The following is a 22995-nucleotide window of genomic DNA, read 5'->3' as shown; positions in this document are numbered from 1 at the left end:
CCTACTTAGAGAGTGCCCCCGAAAAGGCAAATCGCCGGACGCGGCGCATCGCCGTCATGCTTGTCCGTCACGCGAAAGCGCTGACATCGGCCGTCCCAATGCAGTAGAGACGGAATTTGTCATTTGCGCGAAGCCTGACCGTCATGTCCGCCAAGAACCTGTCTGATGCCGAGCTTGCCGAAGGCGACCTGTGGGTGTTCGGCTACGGCTCGCTGATGTGGCGGCCGGGGTTCGATTTCGTCGAACAGGTGCCGGCGCGGCTGATCGGCGAACATCGGGCGCTGTGCGTCTATTCGTTCGTCCATCGCGGCACGCCGGAGCAGCCGGGCCTGGTGCTCGGGCTCGACCGCGGTGGCGCCTGCCGCGGCATCGCGTTCCGGGTCGCCGACAAGCACCGGATGCAGACCGTGGCGTATCTGCGCGAACGCGAGCAGGTCACCAGCGTGTATCGCGAGGTCAAGCGTTCGGTCTGGCTGGAGGACGACGCGCGGCGACGGATCAGCGCGCTCGCCTATGTGGTCGATCGCGGCCACGCCCAATACGCCGGCCGCCTCACCCCGGCAGAGCAGCTCCGGCTGGTCCGCCAGGGTCACGGCCGCTCCGGCGCCAACCGCGATTACGTGCTGTCGACCGTGCATTCGCTGGAAGCCCAGGGCTGCCGCGATCCCAGCCTGCATCGCCTCGCCGAAGCCCTGCGCGACGAAACGCCGCCGCATCGTTGATAGCCTCTCCTGCTTGCGGGCGAGGTCGACGCGCATAGCGCGGCGAGTGAGGGCACTCCGCTCCGCGAGCCGCCGAGTCAGTGCTTGGGGCGCCCTCACCCCAGCCCTCTCCCGCAGGCGGGAGAGGGAGCGCGCTGCGGTTGGGGAGAGGCGAATTACTGATTGCTGGCGGTGCGGTCGGGCACGACGGTCGCTGTGCTCGGCACGCCGCCGAACAGCGCTTCCTGCTCGAGCCGCCCGGCTTCGATCAGGCGGTTACTGGCGGTTTCGATCTGCTCGCTGACGAGGTCGATGAAGTCGCGTCGCGACATTCCGGCCGGCAGCGGATCGAGGAATTCGACCATGATCGTGCCGGGATAGCGCATGAACTGCCGGCGCGGCCAGAACAGGCCGGAATTCAGCGCCACCGGCAGACACGGCACGTTGCAGTCCGCATAGATCTGGGCGATGCCGGCCTTGTAGTGCGGCGGCGCACCGACCGCGGTGCGGGTGCCCTCAGGGAAGATGATCAGCTGCCGGCCGCGATTCACTTCCTCGCTGGCGCGGCGCGCCATCTCCATCAGGATGCGGCCGCCCTTCTGGCGATTGATCGCGATCATGTCGGCCTTGATCAGGAACCAGCCGAAGAACGGAATCCAGGTCAGCTCGCGCTTGAGAATGTACAGCGGCGCATCGAAGAACTGCAGCAGCGCGAAGGTCTCCCACATCGACTGATGCTTCGGCGCGACGATCAGGGGCCCCGCCGGGATTTTCTCGACGCCGCGGAATTCGACTCTGGTGCCGCAGACGACACGCATCAGCCAGATGCTGCTCTGGCCCCACATCTTCGCGACCTTGATCAGCGCGCGGCGCGGCAGCAAGAAAGTCGGGATCGCCACCAGGATCCAGAACACCAGCAGCAGATAGAACAGCACGTTGAAGATCAACGAGCGGATGAAAATACGCGTCATCAAACGATCCGGTCAGTTGGCGAGCGCCGTCGTAGGCCTGCGGACTGCCGTCTCGGGCGCTTGCTCCGGCGACTCGGGCGCAATCTCGATCCCCAGCCGCGCCAGCCGCACCCGCGCCTCGACGGCGAGATATTTGGCGTATTCGGATAGCAGCAGCCGCATCGTCGCGCCACTGCTCCACCACACCTCGTCGCGCCACTTGTCGCCGATCACCGAAAACGGGATCAGCTCGATATCCGGCATGACGTGCGACATTTCGGCGATCGCGCGGGGCATGTGGTAATTCGACGTGACGACGATCAGCGAGCGGAAGCCGCGTTCGGTGGCCCAGCGGCGGGTTTCGACAGCGTTGCTGCGGGTGTTGACCGCGGAGCGGTCGAGATCGACGCAGCAGCCGAACCAGTCCTTGCTCTCCGGCACCGAGCGCGAAATGTCGCTCGCCCCATTGGTCCGGTGCACGCCGGAGATCAGCAGCCGCTTGCCGTAACCCGACGCGAGCAGCTCGACGGCATCGGACACCCGCGATGAGCCGCCCGTCAGCACCACGATGCCATCAGCCACGCGGGACGGCTTCGACTCCTCCACCCGGAGCTGCATCAGGAACGCCACGAAGCCGCCCGTCAGCATCACGCCCAACGCCAGCACCGCCAGAACGGCGGCGCGAACAAGACCGAATCGGCGCCGCGGCGTAGCCTGGGGCCGGTCGGTGAGGGGCTGGGTAGAACGCGGCTGCATCGGATGCCGGTATAACCTCGATTGCGAACGATCGATGCGGCTTCCTTCGTCGGACATCGCGGTCCCCGGAGCCGTTCGGACTCTAGTGCGTTTTCGGGCGAAAGGGAGTCCGCCGGGCGGTCAAATTGGGCCGGGACGGGACCGGGCGCGGTGTCGTCATTCGATCGAGTTCAGCGTGCTGAACAGCGTGCGGCGCGACGCCAGCGCGGTGATCGCCGCGATCAGAACCGCTTGCCCGGCCAGCGCCAGATAGCCGGACGGCCGCAGCGAGAAGGTTCCGAGCAGCGCAGCGAACTGGTCGCCGACCGGCGTGCCGGAAAACCAGGTCGCCACCGATTCCGAGAAGCCGAACACGAACACGGCGGCGCCGCCGCCGATCAGCCCGCCCTGCAGGCCCAGCATCAGGAAGTGGCGGAAGAAGCGGTCGGCGATGAAGCGATCGCTGGCGCCGACGAAATGCAGCACTTCGACGATCGGCCGGTTGGCCGCCATCGCGCCGCGGGTGGCGAACGACACCGAGATGATGGTGGCGACGATCACCAGCGCCAGCACGCCGATGCCGGCAAACACCGTGGCGCCGGTCATCGACCGCATCCGTTCGATCCAGGCGCGGTGATCGTCGACCGTGGCGGCCGGCGCCGCCTGTGCGACCCGGCGCCGCAGATCGTCGAGATCGAGCGCGGTGCCCGGCGCGATCCGCGCCACGATCACCCGCGGCACCGGCAGGTCGTCCAGCGACAGGCCGCTGCCGAGCCACGGCTCCAACAGCTTGGCGGATTCCTCTTTGGTGAACGGCCGCACCTCGACGATGCCGGGCTGGTTGCGCACCACCTCGGCGACGGTGGCGGCGTCGCGTTCGAGGCTGCGGCCCTGCACCGAGCGCACCTGCACGGTCAGTTCGCTGGCGACGTCGGACTGCCATTCGGCCGCCGAGGCGCTGATCAGCAGCACCACCCCGGTCGTCATCGACGCCAGGAACGCCATGATCGCCACCACCGCGACCAGCGCCCGGCCGGCGATCGAGGCGCGCGGCACGATCGGCGACTGGTTACGCGCGCGGGCCGGCACCTGCGGGCGTTCGTCGCCGAGGTCGACCATCGCGTCGCGCGGATCGGTATATCGCGGCGGCTTATTCATAGATGTGCAGCCGCCCCTGATGCAGCACCAGGCGACGCGCCTCGTACTGGTCCATCAGGTTGATGTCGTGGGTGGCGATGATGACGGCGGTGCCGGATTTGTTGAGCTCGATGAACAGCCGCAACAGCCGTCGGCCGAGCGTCGGATCGACATTGCCGGTCGGCTCGTCGGCGAGCAGCAGTTGCGGCCGGCCGATCACCGCGCGGGCGATGGCGGCGCGCTGCTTCTCGCCGCCCGACAGCACCGGCGGCAGCGCGTCCATGCGGTCGCCGAGACCGACCCATTTCAACAGGTCGATGACCTCCTTGCGGTAGCTCGACTCGTCGCGCCCGGTGACGCGGAACGGCAGCGCGACGTTCTCGTAGGTCGTCATGTGGTCGAGCAGCCGGAAGTCCTGCAGCACGATGCCGATACGCTGACGCAGCGCCGAGACCTCGTCCTTCGTAAGCAATGAGACGTCGCTGCCGAACAGGTTCACCAGACCGCGCGTCGGCCGCAGCGACAGGAACAGCAGGCGGAGCAGCGAGGTCTTGCCGGCGCCCGAGGGGCCGGTCAGGAATTGGAAGGAATGCGCCGGGATCGCGAAATTGAGATCCCGCAGGATCTCGGGACCGAGCCCGTAGCGCAGGCCGACATTTTCGAAGCGGACCACGATTCAGCTCCGATACTCACCGGCGCAGCGGGACAGGGCATGCCGCGCCAACTGCCCCTGCGGAGGTTGTGAGGCGGTTATGGTTTCCGATTCGTTAACGGACGCCGGATAGGCTCGGGCGAGGAACATAGCCAGCGATTCGTCATGCATATCGTTTGCCCACATTGTACGACATCCTATGCGATCGATCCGGCGAAACTCGGCGACAGCGGCCGGACCGTACGCTGTTCCCGCTGTAAGGAAGTGTGGCTGGCGCGCCCGGAAGATGTGATCCAGACCGACGCACGTGTCGCGGCGATGACGGTCGAGGACAAGCGCCCGGCCGACGATCTGGCAGACGATCCGGGCTGGGGCGTGGCCGAGGACGAACAGGATACTCCCGTCGTCGACAGCCCGCCGATCGCCGCCGAAATCCCGACGCCCGAAGAGCGGGACGTGTTTGCCCGCGCGCCGGAGCCGGAGATCGAGGCCGACCCGGAGCCGCTGCGCAAGAACCGCTCGTTCGGCACGCGACGGCAGCGCGGCTTCAAGGCGCTGATCGCGCCGCTGAAACAGGATCCGATCGGCACGCTCAAATCGACCCTGAACGCCTCGACAGCCTGCGCCGCATTCGGTTCGCTCGCACTGGGGCTCCTGATCTGGCGCGCCGACGTGGTGCGGATGCTGCCGCAGACCGCCACGTTCTATCGGATGGTCGGCTTCGAGGTGAACCTGCGCTCGCTGGCCATCAAGGACGTCAAGGTCACCCGCGAGACGGTGGAATCGAAGCCGGTGCTGGTGATCGAGGGCATGATCATGGGCCTCGGCCGCAAGCCGGCGGATTTGCCGCGGCTGCGCTTCGTTGTGCGCGACGACCACGGCACCGAAATCTACGCCTGGAACGCGGTGCTGGAGCAGACCGTGCTACGCCCCGGCGAGCAGGCCTGGTTCCGGTCGCGGCTGGCGTCGCCGCCGCCCGAAGCACGGACCATCGACGTGCGCTTCTTCAACCGGCGCGATATCGCCACCGGCGGCGCCTAGAGTTTGCGTTCGGAGTGAATCGAGCCGAGCTCCCGATCGTTGTTATCAAGCGTTGCTCGACGCCGACCGGCCGCAGCGACGGCCGTAAGCCTGGGACACTGGTATGTCGCGAATCCTGATCGCCGATGACGAAGAATCGATGCGCCTGCTGGTGGGGCGGGCCATCGCGATGGACGGCCACGACATCACCACAGCCGAGGACGGCAGCGAGGCGCTGGAAATCCTGGTCGAGAACGACGGCCGGTTCGATCTGCTGCTGACCGACATCAAGATGCCGATCATGGACGGCATCGCGCTGGCGCTCGCGGCCGCGCGCGACTTTCCCGAACTCACCATCCTGCTGATGACCGGCTACGCCGACCAGCGCGAACGCGCCTCCGGCCTCGACGCCATCGTCCACGACGTCGTCACCAAGCCGTTCTCCGTCGCCGACATCCGCACCGCGGTCGCGGACGCGCTCGCGGCGAAGAAGACGAGCTGATCGCCAGTACTTGCCCCGACCGCAGCGCGCCCCCTCTCCCGCGCGCGGGAGAGGGCTGGGGTGAGGGCGACGCGCACAATGACTCAGCGCCTCGCGGAGCGGAGTGCCCTCACCCGGATCGCTGCGCGATCCGACCTCTCCCGCAGGCGGGAGAGGTGCGCCGTGCTCAGGGTTAGCTCATCGCCCTAATAATCCTTCAGCAGCCGCTCGATGTAGTCGAGTTCGATCTGCGGGCGGTTGGTGTCGCCGAGGCGGCGGCGGAGTTCTTCGAGGATACGCCGGACGCGCTGGACGTCGATCTCGCCGGGGATCTTCACCGACAGATCGTCGCCGAACTCGCGGCCCTTCAGCGGGCGGCCGAGCGGATCGGTGTCGTTGCCGCTGCTCTGCTGCCGGCCGGGACGATTACCAGGACCGTCGCCCGGACCGGGCTGATCGCCCTGCTGCATCGCTTCGGCGAGCTTCTGCGCGCCCTTGCGCAGCGCGTCGAGCGCGCGGCCCTGCGAGTCGACGGCGCCGTCGGCATTGCCCTCGCCGAGCCGGCCTTCGGCATCGCCCATCGCGGAGTCCGCCTGGTCGAGACCGCCGTCGCCATCGCCCTGCTCGCCTTGCTGCCCTTGTCCCTGCTGGCCCTGCTCGCCTTTCTGGCCGCGCTGGCCCTGCTGCTGGCCCATGCCGCGCTTGGCGAGTTCCTGCTGCAGCTTGCGCAGCCGGTCCTGCAGATTCTGCTGATCCTGCTGCAGGTCGCCGAGATTCTGCTCGCCCTTCTGGCCGCGCATGCGATCGCGGCGCTGATCCTGGCCCTGCTTGAAGGTCTTGTCCCGCAATTGCTGCTGCTTGCGGATCATGTCGCTCAGCTCGTTCATCGCCTGCTGCATGTCGTCGTCGCCGCCCTGGCCGGGCTGCGCCATCTGCAGGTTCTCGAGCATCTGGGCGAGCTGTTCGAGCAGTTGCTTGGCCGCCTCCTTGTCGCCGGAGCGCGACAGCCGCTCCATGCGCTCGATCATGGCGTTGAGGTCTTGCTGCCGCATCACCTTGGTGTTCGGATCGAGCGGCCGCGCGAGCTGCTGCGGATTGTTCTTCATCTGCTCGGCGAGCTGGCGCATGTAGTTGTCGAGCGCGGCGCGCAGGTTCTCGGTGAGCTTCTTGATCTCCTCGTCGGAGGCGCCGCGTTCCAGCGCCTGCTTCAGCGCATCCTGCGCGGCGCGCAGCGCCTTCTCGACGTCCGACGTGTCGCCGTCCTCGATGCTGAGGGCGAGCGACCACAGATTGGCGACGACCTCGCGCAGCTGCTCGTCGGTCCGGGCGCGCTCGAGCTGATCGGCGATGGTGTAGAGACCGAGATACTGGCCGGCGTCCGGCGTGAACGCTTCCGGCGCGATCATCAGCGCATCGAGCGCGGTGTAGACGTCGCCGTTCTTGTTCGCATCGAGCGCCAGGATGCGGCGCTGCTCGATCAGGGCGCGGGCGAGCGGCTTGGTGAACAGCCGCTCGGGCAGCCGCATGGTGTGCGGCTCGCTGCGCCCCTCGTTGCCGGCCTCGTCCTTGGCCGTGAGGGTCAGCGTCACCTCGGCGCCCGCATAGGGATCCTCGCTGAGATCCTTCACGGTCTGACCGACGCCGGCGCGGGTGCGCGCGTTCGGCAGCGTCAGCGGGAATTGCGGCGGCTCGAACAGCGGCCGTGGCGTCCCGGCCTTCTGATCGGTCGCCGACACCACCGGCGCGATCACCCCGTAGGCTGCGACGACGCCGTAGTCGTCCTCGATCTTGTAGGAGAGCTGCAGCGAGCCGCGGGCCTGCCGCTCCGGGTCCTTGGCCAGCGCGATCGACGGCGCGTGATCGGGCGTCGCCTTGAACGACCATTTCGGCTGGCCCGAGGGCGCACGCACCTGGGCAGTGCCGTCGCCGGTGATCTTGAAATGCCGCTCGCTCGTGCCCTTGGGCGCCTCGGCCTCGCCCTTGGCTTCGACAACGCCGCCGCTGATCGCGACGTCGAGATCACCGCCGCTGGAGCGGACCAGCAGGGTCGAGCCGGCTGGCACCGGCAAGGCCGCATCGCTCGCGGCGAGGTCCTTGTTGGCAGCCGACAGAATGATCGGCGGCTTGTTGGTATAGACCGGCGGCGTCACCCAGGCGTCGACGCGAACATTCGGGCCTGCAAGAGCGCCGTTCCAGTCGAACGCCGCCGCGACGCGCGCGCTGCGTTCCTCGCCGGCGGCCACGAAGGTGGCGACCAGCAGCACCGCCACCAGCGCGCGCAGGCCCCACGGATCGTGCTTCGGCAGCCGCGGAGCCGGCAGGCCGGCACGGATGCCGCGCAGCGCCGCCAGCGTCCGCTCGCGCTGCACCCTCCACAGCGCCAGCGCGACCGGATCGGTCGAGGCCAGCGTGTCGGTGAGCGCGGTGGCCGGGCGGTGCTTCAGGCCGGTGTTGCGGTCGAGCCGGGCGAGCGCGTCGTCGCGGCTCGGCCAGCGAAACTTGAGAGCCGGGTAAAGCGCGACCAGCGCCAGCACCACGAACAGCGCAAGCCCGACCATGCGGCCGCTGAACGGCAACGCCAGCCAGAGGCCGGCCCAGGACGCTGCGAGGAACAGTCCGACGACGCTCAGCAGCCGGACCAGCAGCGGCCAGCTTCGCTCCCAGGCGATCGCGAAGGTTGCGCGCCGGAGGGCCGTGTCCAATCGCAGCCGCGCCAGCGCGTCTGGATCCTGCGGGGTCTGCGACGGGTCGGGGCTGCGTCCGTTCAACAAGCTCTCCGGGTTGTACGTACAGCAGCCTACCACAGCGGCGGCAATGAGGCACCTGACAGCAGCAGCCGTCATCCCCGTGTCGCAGCACACGAATGCGTGACGGCACGGACGGCAGCCCATAACGTCGCCGCGCATCAACCAGAAGGATCGACGATGGACAAGACGACCCACGACAAGGGGCTGGACATCCGCAAGGCCGTGCTCGGCGAAGCCTATGTGGAGAACGCGCTGAAGACCGCTGACGACTTCAACAAGCCGTTCCAGGACCACGTCACCGAATATTGCTGGGGTGCGATCTGGGGCCGCGAGGACCTGCCGCGCAAGACCCGCAGCATGCTGAACCTCGCCATGATCGCGGTGCTCAACCGGCCGCACGAGTTGCGCGCGCATCTCAAGGGTGCGCTGACCAACGGCGTCACCCGGGACGAGATCCGCGAGATCTTCATGCAGGTGGCCTGCTACGCGGGGATGCCGGCGGGCGTCGACAGCTTTCGTATCGCCCGCGAAGTGTTCGCCGAACTCGACAAGACCTGAGACAGGTCAGCGCCGGCGTGCAGGCCGCTACATCATCCGCGGCAGCACGTCGGCCTTGGGGTTCTTGTCGAAGAAGCGGTGCTTCAACGCACCTGCGATGTGCAGGACCACCAACCCGAGCAGCGTATAGGCCAGCACCTTGTGCAGGAACTGAAATACCCGAAATGCCGTGTCGTTCTTCGGCAGCAGCTCCGGCACATGCAGGCCGAAGAACGTCACGCCGTCGCTGTGGGCGTAGGTACTGGACATCGCATAGCCCATCAGCGGCACGATCAGGACGAGCGCGTAGATCGCCACATGGACCACATGGGAGAGCACGCGCTCGTGCGTCGGCAGGTCGGCCGGCCCGGGCAGCCGCGACGTCGCGCGGATGCCGAGCTGCACCAACACGATCAGCAACACCAGCAGGCCGAAGGATTTGTGCAGCGGATACAGCGCGCCGAAGCGCTCCGCGGCCTCGTCGTCGAGCGACGTCATGAACCAGCCGACCGCGATCAGCCCGAAGATCAGCAGCGCGCGCAGCCAATGCAGCACGCGGAGCGAGGTCGGGTATTTGTCGACCGGCACGGTTGTCGCGGGCTCAGCTTGGGTCATCCGTGGTCCTGAATCGATTGCCGGGCGGGCGCGCCGCCGAGGCAGCGACGTGTTGAGCGGGAGACCGGTGGCGAATCTAAGGCTCGCGCACCGCGTGCACGGGCCAGTTCCGCGCACCGGCGCGCGCGTTAAGGTTGATCGGTTAGGTTAAGCGGGGGTTTCAATTGCCGCGCCGCGTAACACCGATAGGTTGAACCTGTCGCGCGTACCCGCCGGACGCCGCACGTTCCCGGCGGGATTGCAAACGTGCGATCGGGACCGCCAGTCTTTTGTCCGCCGCGTGCTGGCGGTCCCACTTCTAGCTATAGGCTGGCCGCAGCGACCGATTGAGTGGAAGGCAACGCGTACAGAGGTATTTTCATGACCAAACGAGTAATCGTGACTTGCGAGCAAGGCTACTTCGACGACCTAGTTGTGTACCTTTTCGCCCTCCAGAACTTTGTTCACGCGGTGGAGGTCTATAATAGCGGCACAAGTGCTCCTTGGCCGGAAGAAGACACCTCTATAATGGACGCCAAGCAGGCAAACATGCGCCTTTGCTGGCACCCAAGCCGAATGGCCTCCATAATTTGCAAGAATAGCTGGCCACAATCCATTGAATTTCACGAAGAGCCGAATCCCCTTGAGGAAGCCGGCTCCCTAGAACTTGGAGCTATAGGACGACTACTCTTCAGCTTCGGACAAGCGCTAATCATCAATTACTACGAGCGAAACCTTGACGAAATAAAAGCGCACTACGGCAGCGCGCCCGCGGATTGGCCCACTATTTGGAATTTCGCCAGAGTAGTCCGCAATGCAATGTCACACGGCGGACACCTAAACTTCGAAAATCTGAAGGCCTCACCCGTGAGCTGGGGAAGCTTGACTTACTCCCCCTCGGACAATGGCCGTCTAATCTTACATACAGATCTTTGGCCGGGCGACCTATATTATCTTCTGCGCGATATGGAAAACTCTCTCCCAGCTCACAGCCACGGCGCCGGCTGATCCATCGCGATCAGTTGCTCGACCTCGATGCGCGGACGCACGACCGCGTACTGATCGTCCTTGACCAGCACTTCGGGCACCAGCGCGCGGGTGTTGTACGTACATGCCTGGACCGCGCCGTAGGCGCCGGCCGTCATGATGGCGATCAGGTCGCCGGCCTTCAGCTCGGGCAGCTTGCGGTCGAGCGCCAGATAATCGCCGGTCTCGCACACCGGGCCGACGACGTCGGCGGTGATCGTCCGGGCGCCCGGCGCCGGCTCGGCCACCGGCAGGATCTCGTGATACGCCTCGTACAGCGTCGGCCGGATCAAATCGTTCATCGCGGCGTCGATGATCACGAAGGTCTTGCCGTCGCCGTGCTTCACATAGATCACCTGCGCGACCAGGATGCCGGCATTGCCGACGATCATCCGGCCGGGCTCAAACAGCAGCGCGCAGCCGAGATTGTGGGTGACGCGCTTGACCATCTCCGCATAGGCGAACGGCTCCGGCGGCGCGTCGCGATCCTCGTAGTACGGAATGCCGAGGCCGCCGCCGAAATCGACGTGGCTGATACTGTGCCCGTCGCCGCGCAGCACATGCACGAACTCGGCGACGATGCGGAACGCCGCTTCCATCGGCGCCAGGTCGATGATCTGGCTGCCGATATGCACATCGACGCCGCTGATCTGGATGCCCGGCAGCTTGGCGGCGCGGGCATAGACCTCGCGCGCATGCGCCAGCGGAATGCCGAACTTGTTCTCGGACTTGCCGGTCGAGATCTTGGCGTGGGTGCCGGAATCGACGTCCGGATTGACCCGGATCGAGATCTTGGCGGTGCGGCCGGTCTCGACCGCGAGCCGCGACAGCAGTTCGAGTTCAGGCTCGGACTCGACGTTGAGGCACTTGATGTCGTGCGCCAGCGCCGCACGCAGCTCGGCCTCGGTCTTGCCGACGCCGGAGAACACGATCTTGCTCGGCGGAATGCCGGCCGCAAGGGCGCGTTGCATCTCGCCGCCCGACACCACGTCGGCGCCAGCGCCGAGCCTGGCCAGCGTCCGCAGCACCGACTGGTTGGAATTCGCCTTCATGGCGTAGCACACCAGCGCGTCGGTGCCGGCGAAGGCCTCGCTGAAGACGCGGTAGTGCCGCTCCAGCGTCGCGGTCGAATAGCAATAGAACGGCGTGCCGACCTCGCGCGCAAGCACAGCAAGGCTGACGCCTTCGGCGTTCAGCACGCCGTTGCGGTAGTCGAAATGGCGCATTGCGGATCAGTCCAGCAGCGAGTCGAGGATGATGCGCTTCTTCTGGCCCTTGCCAGCGACGGGCGGCGCGTTGGTGCCGTAGGACGGGTCGAACACGTCACCCTTCGCGGCCGGCGCAGCTGGCGACGACGCCGACGCTGCAGGCGAGCCGGGCGTATCGGCGGCCCCCGCCGGAAGATCCAGTCCGCCCTTGCGACCGCAGCCCGCGAGGGCCAGCGTCGCCGCGGCGATCACAACAAGCGCCCATCGCGATGGGCCGGCAGTGCGGTTCACGTCGAAATCCCCAATTGCGGCCGCATCCTACAGAGAACGCCCGGCCGTGGCGAGCCCCTGCTTCAACCCGCTTTTCGCTCTTTTTCGAGGCGCTTGAGCCAGCTCTTGGCCTGAGCGCGCACGTTTTTCGGCGCCGTGCCGCCGTAGGAGGTGCGGCTCTTCACCGAGGAATCGACGCTCAGCACCGCCAGCGCGTCCTTGGTGATGCGCTTTTCAACGGCCTGCATCTCGGCCAGCGGCAGCTCGTGCAGCGCGACGCCGGCCTTCGCGGCGAGCCCGACGATCCGACCCGTGACGTGATGCGCATCACGGAACGGCATTTTCAGCGTCCGCACCAGCCAGTCAGCGAGGTCAGTGGCAGTGGCATAGCCCTCGCCGGCGGCGGCCCGCATCTTGTCTTGCTCGGGCACGATGTCGCGGACCATGCCGGTCATCGCCCGGATCGCCAGCGACAGCGCCGCAAAGCCCTCCATCGCACCCTGTTTGTCTTCCTGCATGTCCTTCTGATAGGCGAGCGGCAGGCCCTTCATCACGATCAGCAGGCCGTTGAGCGCGCCGATCACCCGCCCGGTCTTGGCGCGGACCAGCTCGGCGGCATCGGGATTGCGCTTCTGCGGCATGATCGACGAGCCGGTGGTGAACTTGTCGGAGAGCCGCACCAGGCCGACCAGCGGCGAGGTCCAGATCACGATTTCCTCGGCGAAGCGCGACAGATGCACCGCGCAGATCGAAGCTGCCGACAGCGTCTCCAGCACGAAGTCGCGATCCGACACCGCGTCGAGCGAATTGGCCATCGGCCGGTCGAAGCCGAGCTTGGCGGCGGTGGCGTGGCGGTCGATCGGGAACGAGGTGCCAGCCAGCGCGGCCGCGCCGAGCGGACTTTCGTTGAGCCGCTTGCGGGCATCCTGAAACCGGCCGCGATCGCGCGCCGCCATCTCGACATAGGCCATCAGATGATGCCCGAAGGTGACCGGCTGCGCGGTTTGCAAATGCGTGAAGCCCGGCATCACCGTTTCGGCGTGCTCCAGCGCCCGTTCGGCCAGCGCCTGCTGGAACGCCGCCAGCGCCGCGTCGGTCTGGTCCAGCACATCGCGGACATAGAGCCGGAAGTCGGTCGCCACCTGGTCGTTGCGCGAGCGCGCCGTATGCAGCCGCCCCGCGGCCGGGCCGATCAATTCGGACAGCCGGCTCTCGACATTCATATGAATGTCCTCGAGCGCCCGCTTGAAGGTGAATTTGCCGGCGCCGATCTCTGACAGAATCGTGTCTAGACCCTTGCCGATATTTTTCGCATCGTTCGCGGTGATGATGCCCTGCGCGGCGAGCATGGCGGCATGGGCCTTGGACGCCGTGATGTCCTGGGCGTAGAGATGCCGATCGACGTCGATCGAGACGTTGATCTCTTCCATAATGGCGTCGGGGCTCTCGGCGAACCGGCCGCCCCACATCTTGTTGCCCTGTCCGCCGCTCTTCTGCCCGCCGCTCACTGTCCGCTCACGATCATGCCCGCCTCAACTTTGCCTCACCCCCACCAGCCTGCGATCCTGTGCGGCCTGCCGAGTCCGAGTGCCCGATGACTGATACCCGACCCGATTCCGTCCCGCCACGCCGCAAGGGGCGCAAAACGCTGATTCTGGCCGCGATGGCCGTGCTGGTGGTCGCCGGAGCAGCGGGGGTATACGGGATCGCCGGGCTGCAGCGCAATGCGGGCGATCCCACCTGCCGTCCGGCCGTGGCATTGGCGCAGCAACTGAAGCCGCTGGCGCGCGGCGAAGTCGCGGCCGTGACGGTCGCCGCCGAGCCGCTGAAGCTGCCTGATCTCGCCTTCGAGGACGGCACCGGACAGCCCAAGAAGCTCTCGGATTTCCGCGGCCGCACCGTGCTGGTCAACCTGTGGGCGACCTGGTGCGTGCCGTGCCGCAAGGAAATGCCGGCGCTGGACAATCTTCAGGCCAAGCTCGGCAGCCCGCAGTTCGAAGTGGTGGCGATCAACATCGACACCCGCGACCCGGCCAAGCCGAAGAAGTTTCTCGAGGACGAGAAGCTGACCAAGCTGAGCTTCTTCAGCGACGCCTCGGCGCGGGTGTTCCAGGAACTGAAGGGCGTCGGCCGCGCCCTCGGCATGCCGACCTCGGTGCTGGTCGACGGGGAGGGCTGCGAAATCGCCACCATCGCCGGTCCGGCCGAGTGGGACAGCGCCGACGCACTGGCGTTGGTGAAGGGCGCGCTCGCCCGCTGACCGGACTCCCTGCCGCGACAAAAAGCCCCGGCGGTCCGCCGTCAGAAGCGGGCATCGTCCTTCGTCTTGCAGACGGCCGCTTCACGTGCGGCGGAATCAAGCGGGAGGAAACGCATGTCCTATGTCGACGGGTTCGTGCTGCCGGTGCCGAAAGCCAGGCTCGCGGACTACACCAAGCTCGCGCGCAGGGTCGGGAAGGTGTTCCGCGAACACGGCGCGATCGAGTATCGCGAGTGGGTCGCCGATGACGTCCCGCCTGGCAAGCGGACCTCGTTTCCGCGCAGCGTAAAGCTGAAGCCGGACGAGGTCGTGGTGATTTCCTACATCGTCTACAAGTCGCGGAAGCACCGCGACCGGGTGATGGCCAAGACGATGGAAGACCCGCGCACAAGCCGGATCATGACCGAAACGATGCCGTTCGACACCAAGCGGATGTTCTTCGGCGGCTTTAAGACGCTGGTGGATGTTTAGGACATCACCGCCACGGGCTTGCGCGATTAAGCGGTGACGTTGACGTTTCCGCCGACGCCCGCGCCGACATTTGCGAGCGACGGCGCGCCGCCCTGGCCGATGCCCAGCAGCGTCTGCACCGTGTCGCGCTCCGTGCGCGCATTCGACGCCTGGATCGTCGTCGCGGTCTGCATCTGCGTGCTGCTCGCCTGCATCGCGAGAGCCGCGCTGACCATGCTCATGTCCATGGATGAAGCTTAGCGACGAAGCGTTAACAATCTTTCGCTTCGTCGCCCGCAATTGGCCAGGCTGGCGATGACGCCGTCCGTCATCGGGGCGAGGCCGAGTCCTCCTCCCTCACATGCAGCGCGAAGCCCGTGCGGCCCGGAGCGCCGAGCCCGGGACGCAGCTCCATGCTGGGGATCAGATAGTCGCCGCCGTTCTGTCGCCGATAGGGCATCGGCGCTGTGGTGGCGAGCGTGCGCATCCGCTCGCGAAGGCGTTCGGCGGTGGCTTCGAACCTGGCTTCATCGAGGTGGCCCGCTTGATGCACGACGAACGGCGGCAGCACGTCAAAGCCCGGATAAAACAGAATGCCGTGATGGATCGGAAACAGCAGATCGTTGATCGGCCCGTTCACACCGCGAGCGCCGTAATGCTGCTCCCAACCGCCGGTCGTCACGATCAGCATCGCGCGCTTGCCGGCCATGTTGCCTTCGCCGTAGCGGTCGCCCCATCGCTTGTCGCTGTGCTCGCCGACCCCATAGGCAAAGCCGCACGCATAGACGCGGTCGACCCAGCCTTTCAGGATCGCCGGCATAGTGAACCACCACAGCGGGAATTGCAGGATCAGCACGTCGGCCCAGCGCAGCTTATCGATTTCGTCGCTGACGTCCTGTGTCAGCTGGCCGGCCTCGAACGCCGCCTTGGAGGCCGCCGCCGTCACCAACTGCTCGTCGGGCGCAAGACCGGGAAAATCCGCGCGATCGACCGCGGACTTCCAGCCCTGGGCATACAGGTCGGAGACCTTCACCTCGTGGCCTTGGCGTTGCAGCTCCGCAACCGCGACGTCGCGTAGCGCGCCGTTGAGCGAGCGAGGTTCGGGATGGGCGAAGACCAGCAGAACTTTCATGGCGGGTGTCCTCAAAGGGGGCTGACTACCTCCGAGTAGACCTCCGCCAACTATTCCGATAGACATCGAATATCGATATGATTGTGCCGAAAAATGGATAGATCAGCCGTCACGATCGAGCGCATCCGTACCTTCGTTCGCGTCGCCGAACGCGGCAGCCTCTCGGCCGTTGCCCGCGAACACAATGTCGGCCAGTCCACCGTCACACGGCAACTGCAGGAGCTCGAAGCGGCAATCGGCGCGCCGTTGCTGAGCCGCACCACCCGCCGGGTGACGCTGACCGAAGAAGGCAACCGCTATTACGCCCGCGCGGTTCAGATCTTGCGGCTGCTCGAACAGGCCAGCGACGAAGCGCTCGGCTCGTCCGGAGCGCCGGCCGGCACGGTCCGGATGACATGCACGGCATCTTTCGGCGTGATGCATATCAGCCGGCTGATCTTCGCGTTTCAGGATCGCTATCCCGATATCGGCATCGATTTCGGCCTCACCGATCAGCAGGTCGATCTGGTCGGCGAAGGCGTCGACCTGGCGCTTCGGCTGGCTCCGTTGACCGAGAGTTCGCTGAAACTGCGGCCACTCGGCCTTAGCCAGCGCCTGATGGTGGCCTCGCCTAAGTATCTGGCGATCCACGGCACGCCGACGACCCCACAGGATCTCGCCCGCCATCAGGGCATTCGCATGATGAATGTGGTCGGCAGCGACATGCTGACCTTCGAAGGACCCGATCGGGAGATCCATCGCGTGCCGTTCGGCGGCCGACTCCGGGTCGATCACGGCCTGGCGGTTCGCGAAGCCATGATGGCGGGGCGCGGCGTCGCGGCGACGCATCGCTGGCTGGTCGACGATCTCCTGGCCTCAGGCCGGCTGCAGGTCATCCTGCCGGACTACCGACTGCCGTCCGTGCCGCTCTATTTGCTGATCGTGCCCGACCGCGCCGGCATCGCGCGCGTGCGCTTACTGATCGATTTCCTGGTGAAGCAGATTCGGACCGTTCCGGGGATCGTGTGAAGATGAAGCCCCGCCGCGCCTCGTGTGCCGGCGCCTTCTCAGTAATCCGTCGTGCCCCGGGTTGTCTCTGGCATCAACAAACGAACGGACGACGCCTGACGAAAACGTTGATGGCCGGGACGAGCCCGGCCATCACGTTCAAGAAATAACAAATCAGGACGCCCGCGATCAGCGGGTCGGGACCGGCTTCTCGCCGCGGTAATCGTAGAAACCGCGGCTGGTCTTGCGGCCGAGCCAACCGGCTTCGACGTACTTCACCAGCAGCGGACACGGCCGATACTTGGAGTCGGCCAGCCCCTCGTGCAGCACCTGCATGATCGACAGACAGGTATCGAGACCGATGAAGTCGGCCAGCTCCAGCGGGCCCATCGGATGGTGCGCGCCGAGCCGCATTGCCGCGTCGATCGCCTCGACATTGCCGACGCCTTCGTACAGCGTGTAGATCGCCTCGTTGATCATCGGCAGCAGGATGCGATTGACGATGAAGGCGGGGAAATCTTCCGAGACGGCGATCTGCTTGCCGAGCTTGGCGACGAAGGCCTTGGAGGTTTCGAAGGTGGCGTCGTCGGTGGCAATGCCGCGGATCAGCTCGACCAGCTCCATCACCGGAACCGGATTCATGAAGTGAATGCCGATGAAGCGCTCCGGACGGTCGGTCGACGCGGCGAGCCGCGTGATCGAGATCGACGAGGTGTTGGAGGCGATGATCGCCTCGGGCTTCAGCGTCGCGCACAGATCATGGAAGATCTTGCGCTTGACGTCTTCCTTCTCGACCGCGGTTTCGATCACCAGGTCGCAGTCGGCGAGCCCGTCGAGCCTGTCGGTCGCGGTGATGTTGGCGAGCGCCTGCTTGCGCTGGTCCTCGGTGATGATCTTGCGGGAGATCTGCCGGGTGAGGTTGCCATTGATGGTGGCCATCGCAGACTTCAGCCGGTCTGCCGAGATGTCGTTCAGAACGACCGTAAAGCCGCCGAGCGCAGCCACATGCGCGATGCCGTTGCCCATCTGGCCGGAGCCGATCACGCCGACTTTCTTGATTGTTAAGGCCATCTGTCATCTCGTTGGACGCCCGGTCGCAGGACGGGCCGGAGCATTGTGGCAACTTTCACGCCGGAAGCGGCCGGAGCGGAGCAGTATCGCGACAAACACTTAAACTTTGCCAACGGATCCGGCCGTAGCCGGATCCGTGCGCAAGCTGGCGATTACTTGCCGAGCTTGCCGAGCTCTTCGGTCAGTTCCGGGACCGCCTGATACAGGTCGGCGACCAGACCGTAATCGGCGACCTGGAAGATCGGCGCGTCTTCGTCCTTGTTGATCGCGACGATCACCTTGGAGTCCTTCATGCCGGCGAGATGCTGGATCGCGCCCGAAATGCCGATCGCGACATACAGCTCCGGCGCCACGACCTTGCCGGTCTGGCCGACCTGCCAGTCGTTCGGCGCGTAGCCAGCGTCCACCGCGGCGCGCGAGGCGCCGACACCGGCGCCGAGCTTGTCGGCGAGCGGCTCGATGTACTTGGTGAAGTTCTCGCGGCTCTGCATCGCGCGGCCGCCGGAGACGATGATCTTGGCCGAGGCCAGCTCCGGACGATCGCTCTTGGCGACTTCCTCGCTGATGAAGGTCGACAGGCCCGGATCTTCCGCCGCCGCCACCGACTCGACGCTGGCGCTGCCGCCCTCGCCGGTCGCCTGGAAGGTCGAGGTGCGGACGGTTATGACCTTCTTGGCGTCCTTCGACTTCACGGTCTGGATCGCGTTGCCGGCATAGATCGGCCGCTCGAACGTGTCGGGCGCGACGACCTTGATGATCTCCGACACCTGCATCACGTCGAGCAGCGCGGCAACGCGCGGCATCACGTTCTTGAAGCGCGAGGTCGCCGGGGCAACGATCGCGTCGTAGTTGCCGGCGAGCGAGACGATCAGCGCGGCCAGCGGCTCGGCGAGATCGTGCGCGTAGGCCGGAGCTTCGGCGACCAGCACCTTGGCGACGCCCTGCAGCTTCGCAGCCGCTTCGGCCGCAGCCTTGGTGCCTTCGCCGCCACCGGCGACGAGGACGTGAACCTCCGAGCCGAGCGCAGCGGCAGCGGTCAGCGCCTTGTTGGTCGCGTCCTTGAGCTGGGCGTGGTCGTGTTCGGCAATCAGCAGCGTGGCCATATCAGATAACACCCGCTTCGTTCTTGAGTTTCGAAACCAGTTCGGCGACGTCCTTGACCTTCACGCCGGCCTTGCGGCCGCTCGGCTCGACGGTCTTGACGACTTCCAGACGCGGCGCGACATCGACGCCGTAGTCCGCCGCGGTCTTCTCGGCGATCGGCTTCTTCTTGGCCTTCATAATGTTCGGAAGGCTGGCGTAGCGCGGTTCGTTGAGCCGCAGGTCGGTGGTGACGATCGCCGGGCCCTTCAGCTTCACGGTCTGCGAGCCGCCGTCGACTTCGCGCGACACCTTGAAGTCCGAACCTTCGACTTCGAGCTTCGAGGCGAAGGTCGCCTGCGACCAGCCGAGCAGCGCAGCCAGCATCTGACCGGTCTGATTGCTGTCGTCGTCGATCGCCTGCTTGCCGAGAATGATCAGCCCGGGCTGCTCTTCGCCGGCGACGCCCTTCAGGATCTTGGCGACCGCGAGCGGCTCGACGACGCCATCGACCTTGACCAGGATGCCGCGATCGGCGCCCATCGCCAGACCGGTGCGCAGCGTTTCGGACGCCTGCGCGGGCCCGATCGAAACGACGACGACTTCGGTCGCCTTGCCGGCTTCCTTCAGCCGCAGCGCTTCCTCGACGGCGATCTCGTCGAACGGATTCATCGACATTTTGACGTTGGCGAGTTCAACGCCCGATCCGTCACTCTTGACCCTGATCTTGACGTTGTAGTCGACCACCCGCTTGACCGGCACCAGAACCTTCATCGATCCTCTTTCGTTTTCGCTGGGTTTATCTTGTCGTGGCGGCGGAACCTAAAGCCCCGGATATCGGCGGTCAACGCGGCAGAGCCAAAAACGACCCAACCTAACGGTTCTGGCCGGGAACCCAGAGCACGTCGCCAGCGCCGTCGTCGTTCACCGCGCGGCTGGCGACAAACAGGAAGTCGGACAGCCGGTTGACGTACTGCACCGCTGCCGGAGTGATCTTTTCCTCCGGCTTGGCGGCGAGTTCCACCATGACGCGTTCTGCGCGGCGGCATATTGTGCGCGCCAGATGCAGGTAAGCGGCACCGGGTTTACCCCCAGGCAGAACAAATGACGTCAACGGCGCGAGACGTTCGTTGAGCTGATCGATTTCGCGCTCGAGCCGTTCCACCTGCGTCGATAGGACCCGCAGCCGCTCCGGCTTACCCTCGCGGTCAGGTACCGCCAGATCGGCGCCGAGATCGAACAGATCGTTCTGAATCCGGCCCAACATGGCATCTAACTCCGGCAGCCCGCCGAGATGCACCCGGGCTACGCCGATCGCGGCGTTGGTTTCGTCGACCGTGCCGTAGGCGGCAATCCGCAGATCGTGCTTCGGCCGGCGCTCCCCGGTGCCGAGCGCGGTGGAGCCGTCGTCCCCGGTCCTGGTGTAGATTCGATTGAGAACGACCATTGCGCAGGACCTCGGCAGGCAGAACCGGCTTGTTGTCGGAAGATCTAAAGAATGGCGCCCGTGGCTAGCGGCCCAGCGCCCAGATCGCAAGCATGGTCACCACGATGGCTGCGAATTGCAGCAGCACCCGCAGCCGCATCAGCTTCTGCGATCGGTTAGGCGACCCGCCCCGCATCATATTGATCAGGCCGAGCAGCAGGACAAGCGCCACCGCGCAGAGCGCGACCGGCAGGACAAGGTTGCTGAGAAAGGTGGCCATTTCGGTCTCATAGCACCGTCATTCCGGCCGCGCCACCCGGCCGCACCCGCAACGAAGTTGGTTTGAGCGGGTTAGTAGCCGATGCTAGTGTTCCGCGCTGCAACCTTCCGTCAGGTGACCTGTGAGGCAGATCCGCTACGTCTACGCGGTCGTAATGGACGCTTTTTATACGTTTCTGGCGGATGACGGATGGGCGATCGCCAGCCATATCGCGCTGTCGTCGCTGATGGCGCTGTTTCCGTTTCTGATCGTCCTGACCTCGCTGGCCGGCTTCGTCGGCTCCAAGGACCTTGCCGATCAGGCCGCGGAGCTGATGCTGGACATCTGGCCGGCCCAGGTCGCCAGCACCCTGTCGGGCGAAATCCACGATGTGCTGACGACCACCCGGGGCGGCGCGCTGACCATCGGCCTGCTGCTGGCGCTGTATTTCGCCTCGAACGGCGTCGAGAGCCTGCGGGTCGCGCTCAACCGCGCCTATGCGGTGATCGAAGTGCGCCCCTGGTACATGCTGCGGCTGGAATCGATCGGCTATACGCTGGTGGCGGCGTTCACGGCGCTGGCGATGGCGTTCCTGATCGTGCTCGGACCGCTGATCCTGGCGACCGCCCGGCACTACGTCCCGCTGCTGGTGGAAGATAACCAGACGCTGCTGACCGTCGCCCGCTACGGCATCGCGATCGGCGCGCTGACGGTGGCGCTGTTCATCCTGCATGCGCGGCTCCCCGCCGGTCGCCGGACGATCAAGCAGATCGTTCCCGGCATCGTCTTCACGATGGTGGCGTCGCTGGTGTCGGGAATGGGATTCGGCCTGTATCTGGCGCGCTTCGCCAACAACTACGTGACGATGTATGCGGGCCTGGCGTCGGCGATCATCGCGCTGGTGTTTCTGTATTTTATCTCGGCGATCTTCGTCTATGGCGGCGAACTCAACGCCGCCATCATCAAGTCGCGACTGCCGGACGGCGTGACACTTCAAGCAGCGCAGTTGCGAGCGCACGGGGAGACACCGGCTTGAGCAGGAAGGCGTCGGCTCCCGCTGCGCGGGCCGCGACTTCGTCCTCATCGCGGCCGGACACGCCGATGATCGGGGTCGTGCCCACTGGCGCAGGCAGCCCGCGAATCCGGCGGATCGCCTCGGGCCCGCTGATGCCGGGCAGCACCATGTCCATCAGCACCGCATCGAAACCGCCTTGCGCCAATCGCTCCGGCGCCGCCTCGCCGCTGCCGATGAACTCGGTGTGATGACCTAGCTCAGTCAGGATCGCGTTGAGGACGACGCGGCCGAACGGATTGTCCTCGACGCTGAGCAGGCGCAGTGGCTGGCTCAACGCGCCGGCGGAACTATGCGGCCCTGATGTCTGCGGCTGCGGCGGCTTTGCGCGCGTGAGTTTGACCGTCAGGGTGAAGATGGCGCCGCCCTTCGGCCGCGGCGTCACCGCAACGTCGCCCTGCATCGCCCGTGCGATCTGCCGCACCGACGACAACCCCAGTCCGGCGCCGCCGAACCGCGACGCGATGCTGACGTTGGCCTGAGAGAAAGGCCTGAACAGCCGCTTGATTTCGCCGAGCGTCAAGCCGATGCCGCTGTCCGACACGGCGAAGCTGATCAGCGCGGCATTCTTGCCGCCGCTGGCGGAGCTGACCTTGAGGGCCACGTCGCCCTGCTCGGTGAACTTGACCGCATTGTCGATCAGATTTTCCAGCGCGGCGCGCAGCCGCACCGCGTCGCCGACCACGAAGGCCGGCAGCCGCGGCGAGATCGTTACGACCGCGCGCAGGCCCTTGGCGGCGGCGCGGCCGGACAGTGAATCGCCGGCGTGACGGGCAAGCGCGCGCAGATCGAAGAACTCGTTGCGGGTGCCGAGACTGGCACCGCCATCCATCGCGCCGAGCCGTGCGGCGTCGACGAAAAGCGTCGCAAGCCCAGCAAGATGCTCGGCGCCGGCCTTGATGGTTTCAACCCAGCGGCGCTCGCGCTCGCCGAGATCGGAGGTCGCCAGCAGATCGCTGACGGCGAGGATGCCGGTGAGCGGCGTGCGGACTTCATGCGCGAACACGGCCAGCGCCGTCTCGACCATGCCGGGAGCGGCCGCTTTCTGGCGTACGCGCTTGACCGGCGCCCGCTTGAGCGCCGTTCGCCCGCTCCGCAGGGCGCGCGACTTCACTGCCATAAAACCCCCACCCCAACGCCCGGCACCATGCCATGGCGTCGTTAACGGAGTCATCGGGAAAACGAAATTCCCCCGCCGCG

The 22995-nt window shown here is 66.1% G+C and carries 25 protein-coding genes; 8 read left to right on the top strand and 17 right to left on the bottom strand.

The genetic code is table 11. The annotated features are described in order from the left end of the window. Nucleotides 1–143: 143 nt before the first annotated feature. Nucleotides 144–722 carry a gamma-glutamylcyclotransferase gene (locus tag ACFFJ6_RS01135; RefSeq protein WP_378383488.1) on the top strand — a complete coding sequence of 193 codons (579 nt, stop codon included), beginning with the start codon at nt 144–146 and terminating at the stop codon, nt 720–722. Between the two features lie 155 nt (nt 723–877). On the opposite strand, the gene ACFFJ6_RS01130 is transcribed toward ACFFJ6_RS01135, so the two are convergent. The 4 genes from ACFFJ6_RS01130 to ftsE all read right to left on the bottom strand — a co-directional run bounded on the left by ACFFJ6_RS01130 (nt 878) and on the right by ftsE (nt 4196). Beyond that, nucleotides 878–1672, bottom strand: coding sequence for a lysophospholipid acyltransferase family protein (locus ACFFJ6_RS01130; protein ID WP_378383486.1), 795 nt, complete (start codon nt 1670–1672; stop codon nt 878–880). Nucleotides 1673–1684: 12 nt separating this feature from the next. Beyond that, nucleotides 1685–2407 carry a YdcF family protein gene (locus tag ACFFJ6_RS01125; protein ID WP_378385688.1) on the bottom strand — a complete coding sequence of 241 codons (723 nt, stop codon included), beginning with the start codon at nt 2405–2407 and terminating at the stop codon, nt 1685–1687. Nucleotides 2408–2563: 156 nt separating this feature from the next. Beyond that, nucleotides 2564–3544: a cell division protein FtsX gene (locus ACFFJ6_RS01120; protein ID WP_378383484.1), complete on the bottom strand. Its 981-nt coding sequence runs from the start codon at nt 3542–3544 to the stop codon at nt 2564–2566. Continuing rightward, nucleotides 3537–4196, bottom strand: a complete 660-nt coding sequence (ftsE, locus tag ACFFJ6_RS01115; protein ID WP_378383482.1) for a cell division ATP-binding protein FtsE — start codon at nt 4194–4196, stop codon at nt 3537–3539. Before ftsE ends, ACFFJ6_RS01120 begins: the two co-directional genes overlap by 8 nt. Nucleotides 4197–4340: 144 nt before the next feature. On the opposite strand from ftsE, the gene ACFFJ6_RS01110 reads away from it, so the two are divergent. Together ACFFJ6_RS01110 and ACFFJ6_RS01105 are read left to right on the top strand one after the other, a co-directional pair. Then, nucleotides 4341–5216, top strand: coding sequence for an MJ0042-type zinc finger domain-containing protein (locus ACFFJ6_RS01110; protein ID WP_378383480.1), 876 nt, complete (start codon nt 4341–4343; stop codon nt 5214–5216). Between the two features lie 103 nt (nt 5217–5319). Next, nucleotides 5320–5697: a response regulator gene (locus ACFFJ6_RS01105; protein WP_378383478.1), complete on the top strand. Its 378-nt coding sequence runs from the start codon at nt 5320–5322 to the stop codon at nt 5695–5697. A 185-nt stretch (nt 5698–5882) separates the two neighbouring features. Here the strand turns inward: ACFFJ6_RS01105 and ACFFJ6_RS01100 are convergent, their stop codons facing one another. Then, nucleotides 5883–8444: a TIGR02302 family protein gene (locus tag ACFFJ6_RS01100; RefSeq protein ID WP_378383476.1), complete on the bottom strand. Its 2562-nt coding sequence runs from the start codon at nt 8442–8444 to the stop codon at nt 5883–5885. Between the two features lie 156 nt (nt 8445–8600). Between ACFFJ6_RS01100 and ACFFJ6_RS01095 the strand changes: the two genes are divergently transcribed. After that, entirely contained in the window at nt 8601–8981 is a 381-nt protein-coding gene (locus ACFFJ6_RS01095; protein ID WP_378383474.1) for a carboxymuconolactone decarboxylase family protein, read from the top strand. 27 nt (nt 8982–9008) lie between these two features. On the opposite strand, the gene ACFFJ6_RS01090 is transcribed toward ACFFJ6_RS01095, so the two are convergent. The 4 genes from ACFFJ6_RS01090 to argH form a co-directional block, all read right to left on the bottom strand. Then, nucleotides 9009–9575 carry a cytochrome b gene (locus ACFFJ6_RS01090; protein WP_378383472.1) on the bottom strand — a complete coding sequence of 189 codons (567 nt, stop codon included), beginning with the start codon at nt 9573–9575 and terminating at the stop codon, nt 9009–9011. Between the two features lie 965 nt (nt 9576–10540). Continuing rightward, nucleotides 10541–11806 carry a diaminopimelate decarboxylase gene (gene lysA, locus ACFFJ6_RS01085; protein WP_378383470.1) on the bottom strand — a complete coding sequence of 422 codons (1266 nt, stop codon included), beginning with the start codon at nt 11804–11806 and terminating at the stop codon, nt 10541–10543. 6 nt (nt 11807–11812) lie between these two features. Beyond that, complete coding sequence (gene lptM / locus ACFFJ6_RS01080; RefSeq protein WP_378383468.1) at nt 11813–12079, bottom strand: LPS translocon maturation chaperone LptM; 267 nt, start codon at nt 12077–12079, stop codon at nt 11813–11815. A gap of 62 nt (nt 12080–12141) precedes the next feature. Beyond that, the gene (argH, locus tag ACFFJ6_RS01075; protein WP_378385686.1) at nt 12142–13527 is read right to left on the bottom strand and encodes an argininosuccinate lyase; all 1386 of its coding nucleotides are present in this window, start codon (nt 13525–13527) and stop codon (nt 12142–12144) included. A gap of 125 nt (nt 13528–13652) precedes the next feature. Here argH and tlpA point away from each other — a divergent pair, with 125 nt between their 5' ends. Together tlpA and ACFFJ6_RS01065 are read left to right on the top strand one after the other, a co-directional pair. Further along, a complete protein-coding gene (gene tlpA / locus ACFFJ6_RS01070) occupies nt 13653–14318 on the top strand; it encodes a thiol:disulfide interchange protein TlpA (RefSeq protein WP_378383466.1) in 666 nt (221 codons plus the stop codon). Nucleotides 14319–14432: 114 nt separating this feature from the next. Next, the gene (locus ACFFJ6_RS01065; protein ID WP_378383464.1) at nt 14433–14789 is read left to right on the top strand and encodes a DUF1428 domain-containing protein; all 357 of its coding nucleotides are present in this window, start codon (nt 14433–14435) and stop codon (nt 14787–14789) included. Nucleotides 14790–14815: 26 nt separating this feature from the next. On the opposite strand, the gene ACFFJ6_RS01060 is transcribed toward ACFFJ6_RS01065, so the two are convergent. Next, the gene (locus ACFFJ6_RS01060) at nt 14816–15004 is read right to left on the bottom strand and encodes a hypothetical protein (RefSeq protein WP_378383462.1); all 189 of its coding nucleotides are present in this window, start codon (nt 15002–15004) and stop codon (nt 14816–14818) included. A 92-nt stretch (nt 15005–15096) separates the two neighbouring features. Beyond that, the gene (locus tag ACFFJ6_RS01055; protein ID WP_378383460.1) at nt 15097–15900 is read right to left on the bottom strand and encodes an NAD(P)H-dependent oxidoreductase; all 804 of its coding nucleotides are present in this window, start codon (nt 15898–15900) and stop codon (nt 15097–15099) included. A gap of 93 nt (nt 15901–15993) precedes the next feature. On the opposite strand from ACFFJ6_RS01055, the gene ACFFJ6_RS01050 reads away from it, so the two are divergent. Beyond that, nucleotides 15994–16908 carry a LysR family transcriptional regulator gene (locus ACFFJ6_RS01050; protein WP_378383458.1) on the top strand — a complete coding sequence of 305 codons (915 nt, stop codon included), beginning with the start codon at nt 15994–15996 and terminating at the stop codon, nt 16906–16908. Nucleotides 16909–17076: 168 nt separating this feature from the next. On the opposite strand, the gene ACFFJ6_RS01045 is transcribed toward ACFFJ6_RS01050, so the two are convergent. The 5 genes from ACFFJ6_RS01045 to ACFFJ6_RS01025 form a co-directional block, all read right to left on the bottom strand. Then, a complete protein-coding gene (locus ACFFJ6_RS01045) occupies nt 17077–17958 on the bottom strand; it encodes a 3-hydroxybutyryl-CoA dehydrogenase (RefSeq protein WP_378383456.1) in 882 nt (293 codons plus the stop codon). Nucleotides 17959–18110: 152 nt separating this feature from the next. Continuing rightward, nucleotides 18111–19061 (bottom strand): electron transfer flavoprotein subunit alpha/FixB family protein, encoded by a 951-nt coding sequence (locus tag ACFFJ6_RS01040; protein WP_378383454.1) that lies wholly within the window; start codon nt 19059–19061, stop codon nt 18111–18113. 1 nt (nt 19062) lies between these two features. Further along, entirely contained in the window at nt 19063–19812 is a 750-nt protein-coding gene (locus ACFFJ6_RS01035; RefSeq protein WP_378383452.1) for an electron transfer flavoprotein subunit beta/FixA family protein, read from the bottom strand. A 100-nt stretch (nt 19813–19912) separates the two neighbouring features. Then, entirely contained in the window at nt 19913–20485 is a 573-nt protein-coding gene (locus ACFFJ6_RS01030) for a cob(I)yrinic acid a,c-diamide adenosyltransferase (protein ID WP_378383450.1), read from the bottom strand. A 64-nt stretch (nt 20486–20549) separates the two neighbouring features. Then, on the bottom strand, nt 20550–20744 hold the full coding sequence (locus tag ACFFJ6_RS01025; RefSeq protein ID WP_378383448.1) for a twin transmembrane helix small protein: 195 nt from the start codon (nt 20742–20744) through the stop codon (nt 20550–20552). Nucleotides 20745–20865: 121 nt separating this feature from the next. Between ACFFJ6_RS01025 and ACFFJ6_RS01020 the strand changes: the two genes are divergently transcribed. Further along, a complete protein-coding gene (locus ACFFJ6_RS01020) occupies nt 20866–21759 on the top strand; it encodes a YihY/virulence factor BrkB family protein (RefSeq protein ID WP_378383446.1) in 894 nt (297 codons plus the stop codon). On the opposite strand, the gene ACFFJ6_RS01015 is transcribed toward ACFFJ6_RS01020, so the two are convergent. Further along, the gene (locus ACFFJ6_RS01015) at nt 21686–22915 is read right to left on the bottom strand and encodes an ATP-binding protein (protein ID WP_378383443.1); all 1230 of its coding nucleotides are present in this window, start codon (nt 22913–22915) and stop codon (nt 21686–21688) included. The genes ACFFJ6_RS01020 and ACFFJ6_RS01015 overlap by 74 nt on opposite strands. Nucleotides 22916–22995: the final 80 nt, after the last annotated feature.

It is taken from the genome of Rhodopseudomonas telluris (assembly GCF_042432815.1).
Classification (GTDB): domain Bacteria; phylum Pseudomonadota; class Alphaproteobacteria; order Rhizobiales; family Xanthobacteraceae; genus Rhodopseudomonas; species Rhodopseudomonas telluris.
This window is presented reverse-complemented; position numbering and strand designations above follow the sequence as displayed.

Coding starts and splice junctions, on each gene's coding strand:
- ACFFJ6_RS01060 (WP_378383462.1), bottom strand. CDS start 15,004: ATGGTCAGCGCGGCTCTCGCGATGCAGGCGAGCAGCACGCAGATGCAG.
- ACFFJ6_RS01040 (WP_378383454.1), bottom strand. CDS start 19,061: ATGGCCACGCTGCTGATTGCCGAACACGACCACGCCCAGCTCAAGGAC.
- ACFFJ6_RS01015 (WP_378383443.1), bottom strand. CDS start 22,915: ATGGCAGTGAAGTCGCGCGCCCTGCGGAGCGGGCGAACGGCGCTCAAG.
- ACFFJ6_RS01120 (WP_378383484.1), bottom strand. CDS start 3,544: ATGAATAAGCCGCCGCGATATACCGATCCGCGCGACGCGATGGTCGAC.
- ACFFJ6_RS01090 (WP_378383472.1), bottom strand. CDS start 9,575: ATGACCCAAGCTGAGCCCGCGACAACCGTGCCGGTCGACAAATACCCG.
- ACFFJ6_RS01050 (WP_378383458.1), top strand. CDS start 15,994: ATGGATAGATCAGCCGTCACGATCGAGCGCATCCGTACCTTCGTTCGC.
- tlpA (WP_378383466.1), top strand. CDS start 13,653: ATGACTGATACCCGACCCGATTCCGTCCCGCCACGCCGCAAGGGGCGC.
- ACFFJ6_RS01125 (WP_378385688.1), bottom strand. CDS start 2,407: ATGCAGCCGCGTTCTACCCAGCCCCTCACCGACCGGCCCCAGGCTACG.
- lysA (WP_378383470.1), bottom strand. CDS start 11,806: ATGCGCCATTTCGACTACCGCAACGGCGTGCTGAACGCCGAAGGCGTC.
- argH (WP_378385686.1), bottom strand. CDS start 13,527: ATGTGGGGCGGCCGGTTCGCCGAGAGCCCCGACGCCATTATGGAAGAG.
- ACFFJ6_RS01030 (WP_378383450.1), bottom strand. CDS start 20,485: ATGGTCGTTCTCAATCGAATCTACACCAGGACCGGGGACGACGGCTCC.
- ACFFJ6_RS01135 (WP_378383488.1), top strand. CDS start 144: ATGTCCGCCAAGAACCTGTCTGATGCCGAGCTTGCCGAAGGCGACCTG.
- ACFFJ6_RS01110 (WP_378383480.1), top strand. CDS start 4,341: ATGCATATCGTTTGCCCACATTGTACGACATCCTATGCGATCGATCCG.
- ACFFJ6_RS01025 (WP_378383448.1), bottom strand. CDS start 20,744: ATGGCCACCTTTCTCAGCAACCTTGTCCTGCCGGTCGCGCTCTGCGCG.
- ACFFJ6_RS01045 (WP_378383456.1), bottom strand. CDS start 17,958: ATGGCCTTAACAATCAAGAAAGTCGGCGTGATCGGCTCCGGCCAGATG.
- ACFFJ6_RS01105 (WP_378383478.1), top strand. CDS start 5,320: ATGTCGCGAATCCTGATCGCCGATGACGAAGAATCGATGCGCCTGCTG.
- ACFFJ6_RS01065 (WP_378383464.1), top strand. CDS start 14,433: ATGTCCTATGTCGACGGGTTCGTGCTGCCGGTGCCGAAAGCCAGGCTC.
- ACFFJ6_RS01055 (WP_378383460.1), bottom strand. CDS start 15,900: ATGAAAGTTCTGCTGGTCTTCGCCCATCCCGAACCTCGCTCGCTCAAC.
- ACFFJ6_RS01035 (WP_378383452.1), bottom strand. CDS start 19,812: ATGAAGGTTCTGGTGCCGGTCAAGCGGGTGGTCGACTACAACGTCAAG.
- ACFFJ6_RS01130 (WP_378383486.1), bottom strand. CDS start 1,672: ATGACGCGTATTTTCATCCGCTCGTTGATCTTCAACGTGCTGTTCTAT.
- ACFFJ6_RS01095 (WP_378383474.1), top strand. CDS start 8,601: ATGGACAAGACGACCCACGACAAGGGGCTGGACATCCGCAAGGCCGTG.